An 8,295-nucleotide genomic window follows, 5' to 3' on the forward strand; every position below is an offset into this window, starting at 1 on the left:
GAGGGAGAAAAACGGAGCCTGGCTTAGTGCTGGGCTTTTTTTTACGCAAAAAAAAGCGGACCACGGGGTCCGCAAAAGTTCACGTTGGCTTTAGTTTTTCGAGTTTTGAGAGAAACTCGCTGACGGTGCGGGGACGTCAAGGGTCAAAAACGTGCCGCCTCGTCTATGTGATGTATTATTCAACAGAATGCTTGATAGGGATAATCGTTCGTTGCTATGCTATCTATCGCCATGAACTATCGTGGCGACGGAGGATGAATAATGAATATTCGTGATCTTGAATACCTGGTAGCGTTAGCTGAGCATCGCCATTTTCGCCGCGCGGCAGACTCCTGCCACGTCAGCCAGCCCACGCTGAGCGGTCAGATCCGCAAGCTGGAAGATGAGCTGGGCGTGATGCTGCTGGAGCGCACCAGTCGTAAGGTACTGTTCACGCAGGCAGGTCTGCTGCTGGTGGATCAGGCGCGCACCGTACTGCGCGAGGTCAAAGTGCTCAAGGAAATGGCAAGCCAGCAGGGGGAAGCGATGTCCGGCCCGCTGCATATTGGCCTGATCCCAACCGTTGGCCCGTACCTGTTGCCGCAAATCATTCCGATGCTGCACCAGACGTTCCCGAAACTCGAAATGTACCTGCATGAAGCGCAAACCCATCAGCTGCTGGCGCAGTTAGACAGCGGCAAGCTCGACTGCGCGATCCTGGCGCTGGTCAAAGAGAGTGAAGCGTTTATTGAAGTACCGCTGTTCGATGAGCCGATGATGCTGGCGATCTATGAAGATCACCCGTGGGCGAACCGCGATCGCGTGCCGATGGCCGATCTGGCCGGTGAGAAACTGCTGATGCTGGAAGACGGCCACTGTCTGCGCGATCAGGCGATGGGCTTCTGCTTCGAAGCGGGTGCCGATGAAGATACCCATTTCCGCGCAACCAGCCTGGAAACGCTGCGTAATATGGTGGCGGCGGGAAGCGGTATTACGCTGCTGCCGGCGCTGGCGGTGCCGCACGAGCGTAAACGTGATGGCGTGGTCTATCTGCCGTGTATTAAGCCGGAGCCGCGTCGCACCATTGGTCTGGTTTATCGTCCGGGGTCACCGCTGCGCAGCCGCTATGAGCAGCTGGCAGAGGCCATCCGGGGTGCGATGGATGGCCATTTCGACAGCGCGTTAAAACAGGCGGTTTAAGCCGTTTAGCGCAGCTACCCGATAGGCTTCCGCCATGGTCGGGTAGTTAAAGGTGGTGTTAACGAAGTACTCAATGGTGTTGCCACCACCTTTTTGCTCCATGATCGCCTGGCCGATATGAATGATTTCCGCCGCGCGTTCACCGAAGCAGTGAATACCGAGGATCTCTTTCGTCTCGCGATGGAACAGGATCTTAAGCGTACCTACGCTCATCCCCACGATTTGCGCCCGCGCCAGATGTTTAAACTGGGCACGACCCACCTCGTAAGGCACCTTCATGGCCGTCAGCTGCTGCTCGGTTTTGCCGACAGAACTGATTTCCGGAATGGTGTAGATGCCCGTCGGGATATCTTCAATCAGATGCGCCGTCGCTTCACCTTTCACCAGCGCCTGCGCGGCGATGCGGCCCTGATCGTAAGCGGCGGAGGCCAGGCTTGGGTAACCAATCACGTCGCCCACCGCGTAAACGTGCGGCAGCGCAGTCTGGTACATGCTGTTGACCTTGAGCTGACCGCGGCTGTCGGTTTCAAGCCCGATATTCTCCAGCTGCAATGAATCCGTGTTGCCGGTACGGCCGTTGGCGTACAGCAGGCAGTCCGCCTTCAGCTTCTTACCAGATTTCAGGTGCATGATCACACCGTCGTCGCAGCCTTCGATTTTCTCGTACTCTTCGTTGTGGCGAATCACCACGCCGCTGTTCCAGAAGTGGTAGGAGAGGGAATCTGACATCTCCTGATCGAGGAACGCCAGCAGCCGGTCGCGGGTGTTGATCAGATCAACTTTGACCTCCATTCCCCGGAAAATCGACGCATATTCGCAGCCAATCACGCCCGCGCCGTAGATGATCACATGGCGTGGCTCGTGGTGCAGGCTGAGGATGGAGTCGCTGTCGTAAATGCGCGGGTGCGAGAAATCCACGTCTGCCGGATGGTAAGGACGGGAGCCGCAGGCGATCACAAATTTTTCAGCGGTGAGCGTCTCAACCGAACCGTCGTGGCACTCCAGCGCCAGGGTGTGTTCATCCACAAAATGCGCGTTCCCTTGCAGAATTTCACAGTGGTTGCGCTCATAGAAACCCTGACGCATGCGCGTCTGCTGGTTAATGACCGTGTCTGCGTGATTCAGGATATCGGCAAAGGAGGAGCGAAGAAGTCGGGAGTGGTCGCTGTAAAGAGGGTTCTGGTTAAATTCGATAATGCGGCTAACGGCGTGGCGGAGGGCTTTCGAAGGGATGGTGCCCCAGTGGGTGCAACCGCCGCCGACATTATGGTAGCGCTCAATAACCGCTACTCTGGCTCCCTGTTTTACCAGACCCATAGCAGCACCTTCGCCGCCGGGGCCGGAACCAATAACTATTGCGTCGTAATCGTAGGAATGTGGCATGGCAAGGCTTACCTGTTCTTATACATAAAAGCAACAGAATCATAACATCATTGCCTGGGTAACCCAATTATCGTTGTGCTTTTTTCGGGCAGTGGAGCACAAACCGCCCGTAAACAATCATTCACAAAGCCAGGTAAACAGATTAATTTTATTCTCTGGTATAGTGCCAACGGGCCTTTGGAAGGATTCAACTATCGTGATGGGCGTAAGAGCACAACAAAAAGAGAAAACCCGGCGTTCGCTGGTGGAAGCCGCATTCAGTCAACTGAGTGCTGAGCGGAGTTTTGCCAGTTTGAGCCTGCGTGAAGTGGCGCGCGAGGCCGGGATTGCGCCAACGTCCTTCTATCGTCATTTCCGTGATGTGGATGAACTGGGCCTGACCATGGTCGACGAGAGCGGTTTAATGCTGCGCCAGCTTATGCGTCAGGCGCGTCAGCGTATCGCCAAGGGCGGCAGCGTGATCCGCACCTCTGTGTCGACATTTATGGAATTTATCGGCAATAACCCTAACGCGTTTCGCCTGCTGTTGCGTGAACGTTCCGGGACGTCAGCCGCGTTTCGTGCCGCCGTCGCGCGTGAAATTCAGCATTTCATCGCGGAACTTGCCGACTATCTTGAACTCGAAAACCATATGCCGCGTGCGTTTACTGAAGCACAGGCCGAGGCGATGGTGACGATTGTTTTCAGCGCGGGTGCCGAAGCGCTGGATGTCAGCATTGAACAACGTAAGCAACTCGAAGAGCGGCTGGTATTGCAGCTGCGGATGATTTCTAAAGGTGCGTACTACTGGTATCGCCGTGAACAAGAGAAGTTGGCACATCAAAACGATGAGTGAAGGTGAGTAATGAAACAGTCAGGTCAGGATAAAGGAACGCTGTTGCTGGCATTGATCGCTGGCTTATCCATTAATGGTACGTTTGCGGCGATTTTCAGCTCAATTGTACCGTTCTCGATTTTCCCGATTATCGCGCTGGTGCTGACGGTGTACTGCCTGCATCAACGTTATCTGAACCGCACCATGCCTGTCGGATTACCGGGGCTGGCCGCAGCCTGCTTTATTCTGGGTGTACTGTTGTACAGCACCGTGGTGCGCGCGGAGTATCCGGATATTGGCTCTAACTTCCTGCCTGCGGTACTGTCTGTGGCGCTGGTGTTCTGGATTGGCTCTCGCATGCGTAGCCGCAAGAGCCAGTTGCCGGAGTAATGAATTATTTGTAGGGCAGGTAAGCGTAGCGCCACCTGCCAAAAAATGCCGGATGGCGCTACGCTTATCCGGCCTACAGATCACCGTGCGGTAAGTAAAACGCCGCACTCCATATGGTGTGTATACGGGAACTGATCGAACAGCGCCAGACGTTCAACCTTGTGCGTCTGGCTTAATGTTTCCAGATTCTTGCACAGCGTCTCCGGGTTACAGGAGATGTACAAAATACGCGGGTACGCCTGCACCATCTTCTCGGTTTCGCTGTCCAGGCCACTGCGCGGCGGATCGACAAAAATTGTCTCACACTGGTAGCTCTTCAAATCAATCCCTTGCAGGCGGTTAAACTCGCGTACGCCGTTCATCGCCTGGGTAAATTCTTCTGCCGCCATACGAATAATTTGTACGTTATCAATATGGTTAGCGGCGATGTTGTACTGCGCGGCGGCCACCGACGGTTTGGCGATTTCCGTCGCCAGCACGCGCTCGAAATTACGCGCCAGCGCCAGCGAGAAGTTGCCGTTACCGCAGTAGAGCTCCAGCAGATCGCCCTTAGACCCTTCTGTCGCCTTCAGCGCCCACTCCAGCATCTGCACGTTCATGGCGGCGTTCGGCTGGGTGAAGCTGTTCTCTACCTGACGGTAAACCATCTCTTTACCTGCTACCGGCAGACGCTCGTCGATGTAATCCTGGTCCAGCATGATTTTGGTTTTGGTCGCGCGGCCAATCAGGTGCACGTTGATGTTCTGTGCGCGCAGCGCATCGCGCAGGGCTTCTGCCTGCTCGCGCCACTCGTCGGTCAGCGCTTTGTGATAGAGCAGAGAAACAATGGCCTGATTGCTTTGAGTGGTCAGGTAGTCAATCTGGAACAGCTTGTTGCGCAGCACCGGATTATTGCGTACACCGTCGATCATTAGCGTCATCAGCTGGTTGATGAGCTCACTCGCCGCCGGAAAACTGTCTACGCGAATGCGGGATTTCGTCTGCTGATCGAAAATGATGTGGTACAGGTCATCGCCATCGTGCCAGATGCGGAACTCAGCGCGCATACGGTAGTGGCTGACCGGAGAACGAAACACCTCGGGAACCGGCGCGTTGAAAGGCGTCATCATACTTTGCAGGCGGACAACTTTTTCTGCCAGCTGTGCGTCGTACTGTTCTGTCGGGAGGTGTTCGGGGGTCATGATGCGTCCTGAGTGATAAAGAATTACGCGGGGATTGTAGGGATTGTGCAGTGGATGTCCAGATTTAATGGCTAATAGCTATCTGGACATCTATACGTGTCTAATTGTAGCATTCTGTTTCCGGTCTCCTGAGAGTGAAAAGGGAATCCAGTGCAAATCTGGAGCTGACGCGCAGCGGTAAAGACTGGCGGGATGAGAGTTGTAGACACTGTGAAAATGGGAAGTCTTCATCCGTATAACGCCACCCAGCCCGAAGACCTGCCGGGATCACGTCGCATTTGGTTTCATCATCGCGTGCTATCGATGAGGCCTGCGGCATCCTTCTTATATTGTGGATGCTTTAACAATGATTAAAAAAGTATCGCTGTTGACGGCGTTTTCCGTCACGGCATTTTCGGGCTGGGCGCAGGAAAGCGCCGACTCGTTGGTGGTGACAGCAAACCGTTTCGAACAACCAGCAAAAACCGTTCTGGCTCCGACCTCCGTCGTGACCCGTGAGGATATTGAACGCTGGCAGGCAACGAGTGTTGTGGAAATCATGTCACGCCTGCCGGGTGTGGACATCGCACAAAGCGGCGGGATGGGGTCAACCTCTTCAACGTTTATTCGCGGTACGGAATCCCGCCATGTTCTGGTACTGATTGATGGTATCCCCCTGAATAATGCCGGGATCAGCAATGTTCCCGATTTAAGCCAAATTCCGACGTCGCTGATTCAGCGTATTGAGTACATTCGCGGCCCACGTTCGGCGCTGTATGGCTCCGACGCGATTGGCGGTGTGATTAACATCATTACCGGGCGCGACAAGCCGGGTGCAGAAATTTCTGCGGGTGTCGGTTCAAAGGGGTATCAAAACTATAACGGTGCCTTCCAGCAGGTGTTCGATAAAACCAAAATCACCATGGCCGGTGATTATACCTATACCCGTGGTTTTGATATTGCCGCAAAAGATGCCCCGCGCCAGCCAGACCGCGATGGTTTTATGAGTAAATCGCTGTTTGGCTCGGTGGAGCAGCAGTTTACCGACAGCGTCAGCGGATTCGTCCGTGGCTTTGGCTACGATAACCGCTCCGCGTATGACGGTTACGATCACTATGGCGCGACCGGCATTGATGGGCGGCCGGACACGCGTCAGGTTTACAGCCAGAACTGGGACACCGGGTTGCGCTATAACCAGGGTATTTTCCAGTCACAGCTGGTGACAGGGTATGGCCGTAGCAAAGATCAGAACTATGATCCGAAAAAAGGCCGCTACGCTGACTCCGCAACCATGGATGACGTGAAGCAGTACACCACCCAGTGGCTGAATACGGTTGAAGTGGGGCACGGCAATATCGGCGCGGGTCTGGACTGGCAGAAGCAGAAAACCCAGGCGGGTACGGGCTATCTGGAAAAAGGTTACGAACAACGTAATACCGGCGTGTTCCTTTCGGCGATGCAGCAGTTCAACAGCGTGACGCTGGAAGCGGCGGCGCGTAATGACGATAACTCTAATTTTGGCAATCACGCCACCTGGCAGTCCAGCGCCGCATGGGAGTTCATCGAGGGGTATCGCATCATCGGTTCTTACGGTACAGCGTATAAAGCACCGACCATGAGCCAGATCCACAGTAAAGATTACGGTAATCCGGATCTGAAGCCAGAAGAGAGTAAGCAGTGGGAAGGCGGCTTTGAAGGTCTGACGGGGCCGGTAAACTGGCGTGTGACGGGCTATCGTAATGATATCGATAACCTCATTAATAGCGACCCGCGGACTTACCGTTATTACAACGTCGATGAAGCCCGTATTAAAGGAATCGAGGCGACGGCCCAGTTCGACACTGGCCCGGTAGGGCATCAGATTTCTTACGACTACGTCGACCCGCGTAATGCGAAAACTAACGAAGTCCTGGCTCGTCGCTCAAAGCAACAGGTTAAGTATCAGCTTGACTGGCAGGTGTGGGATCTCGACTGGAATCTGGCGTACCGTTATCTGGGCACTCGCTATGATGTTGCCGTTGATCCGAATACCTATGCAACAGAACGCGTGAAAATGGGCGGCGTCAGCCTGTGGGACGTTGCGGTTTCATATCCTGTCACCTCTCATCTCACAGTTCGTGGTAAAATAGCCAACCTGTTCGATAAAGATTACGAGACAGTTTATGGCTACCAAACTGCAGGACGGGAATACACCTTGTCTGGCAGCTACACCTTCTGATCCGCGTCCCACCGTGCTGGTGTTTGATTCCGGCGTCGGTGGGCTGTCGGTCTATGATGAGATTCGGCAGCTCCTGCCGGATCTCCATTACATCTACGCCTTCGATAACGTCGCCTTCCCGTATGGGGAAAAGAGTGAAGACTTTATTGTTGAGCGTGTGGTTGAAATCGTCACCGCGGTACAAAAGCGTTATCCCCTGGCGCTGGCGGTCATTGCCTGTAATACGGCAAGCACGGTCTCTCTTCCTGCCCTGCGCGAAAAATTCCCGTTCCCGGTTGTGGGCGTTGTTCCGGCAATCAAACCCGCGGCGCGTCTGACGGCGAACGGCATTGTGGGGTTGCTGGCTACGCGCGGTACGGTAAAACGTCCTTATACGCGTGAGCTTATAGAGCGCTTTGCCAATGAATGCCAGATCGCCATGCTCGGCTCCGCGGAGCTGGTGGAAATGGCGGAAGCAAAACTGCACGGCGAGACGGTATCGCTTGAAGAGCTGCGCCGTATTCTGCGTCCATGGCTGCGGATGCAGGAACCACCGGATACGGTTGTTCTTGGCTGCACCCATTTCCCGCTATTACAGGAAGAGCTGTTAAAGGTTCTGCCTGAAGGGACCCGGCTGGTGGATTCCGGTGCTGCAATTGCGCGTCGGACGGCCTGGCTGCTGGAACACGAGGCGCCGGATGCGAAATCAGCGGATGCGAACATCGCTTTCTGTATGGCGATAACAAAAGAAACCGAACAACTTTTGCCCGTTTTACGTCGTTATGGCTTCGAAACGCTCGAAAAACTGGCGCTGTAGCACGGTTTTGAGCAAAAAAGAGACGGTTGAACGTTTTTTTTCAAAGAGGGGTTGTCAACGTCGGAGAACTCCCTATAATGCGCCTCCACTGACACGGAACAACGGCTTACAAGCCGCCGGGACAGCGGGGTTCAGAGATGAACGCCAACAGAGAAAAGTGAAAATAATTGCTTGACTCTGAATGAGGAAAACGTAATATACGGGACCTCGCAACGATGAGCTGAAAGCCGCGTTGCAACTGCTCTTTAACAATTTATCAGACAATCTGTGTGGGCACTCAAAGTGACATGGATTCTTAATGTCCTCGGACACTAAATGAATACCAAGTCTCAACGAGTGAACACGTAATTCATTA

At 54.2% G+C, this 8,295-nt stretch carries 7 protein-coding genes and 1 riboswitch; of the genes, 5 read left to right on the forward strand and 2 right to left on the reverse strand.

Annotation, left to right across the window (positions count from 1 at the left end):
* The first annotated feature begins 261 nt into the window (after positions 1-261).
* Positions 262-1,179, forward strand: coding sequence for a DNA-binding transcriptional regulator OxyR (gene oxyR / locus ACJTMZ_RS20930; protein ID WP_003862055.1), 918 nt, complete (start codon positions 262-264; stop codon positions 1,177-1,179).
* On the opposite strand, the gene sthA is transcribed toward oxyR, so the two are convergent.
* Positions 1,162-2,562 carry a Si-specific NAD(P)(+) transhydrogenase gene (gene sthA / locus ACJTMZ_RS20935; protein WP_003862057.1) on the reverse strand — a complete coding sequence of 467 codons (1,401 nt, stop codon included), beginning with the start codon at positions 2,560-2,562 and terminating at the stop codon, positions 1,162-1,164. The two genes, oxyR and sthA, sit on opposite strands and share 18 nt — an antisense overlap.
* A gap of 196 nt (positions 2,563-2,758) precedes the next feature.
* On the opposite strand from sthA, the gene fabR reads away from it, so the two are divergent.
* Together fabR and ACJTMZ_RS20945 are read left to right on the forward strand one after the other, a co-directional pair.
* Complete coding sequence (gene fabR / locus ACJTMZ_RS20940) at positions 2,759-3,397, forward strand: HTH-type transcriptional repressor FabR (RefSeq protein WP_003862059.1); 639 nt, start codon at positions 2,759-2,761, stop codon at positions 3,395-3,397.
* 9 nt (positions 3,398-3,406) lie between these two features.
* Entirely contained in the window at positions 3,407-3,766 is a 360-nt protein-coding gene (locus tag ACJTMZ_RS20945) for a YijD family membrane protein (protein ID WP_015569961.1), read from the forward strand.
* 80 nt (positions 3,767-3,846) lie between these two features.
* On the opposite strand, the gene trmA is transcribed toward ACJTMZ_RS20945, so the two are convergent.
* Positions 3,847-4,947: a tRNA (uridine(54)-C5)-methyltransferase TrmA gene (gene trmA / locus ACJTMZ_RS20950; RefSeq protein ID WP_003862063.1), complete on the reverse strand. Its 1,101-nt coding sequence runs from the start codon at positions 4,945-4,947 to the stop codon at positions 3,847-3,849.
* A gap of 104 nt (positions 4,948-5,051) precedes the next feature.
* A riboswitch (cobalamin riboswitch) is annotated at positions 5,052-5,228 on the forward strand.
* A gap of 65 nt (positions 5,229-5,293) precedes the next feature.
* Between trmA and btuB the strand changes: the two genes are divergently transcribed.
* Together btuB and murI are read left to right on the forward strand one after the other, a co-directional pair.
* Positions 5,294-7,144 carry a TonB-dependent vitamin B12 receptor BtuB gene (gene btuB, locus ACJTMZ_RS20955; RefSeq protein ID WP_047364465.1) on the forward strand — a complete coding sequence of 617 codons (1,851 nt, stop codon included), beginning with the start codon at positions 5,294-5,296 and terminating at the stop codon, positions 7,142-7,144.
* Positions 7,089-7,940 (forward strand): glutamate racemase, encoded by an 852-nt coding sequence (gene murI / locus ACJTMZ_RS20960; protein WP_003862067.1) that lies wholly within the window; start codon positions 7,089-7,091, stop codon positions 7,938-7,940. The genes btuB and murI overlap by 56 nt, the downstream gene beginning before the upstream one ends.
* Positions 7,941-8,295 lie beyond the last annotated feature (355 nt).

Source organism: Enterobacter sp. DN, from assembly GCF_046054285.1.
GTDB classification, from domain to species: domain Bacteria; phylum Pseudomonadota; class Gammaproteobacteria; order Enterobacterales; family Enterobacteriaceae; genus Enterobacter; species Enterobacter hormaechei_C.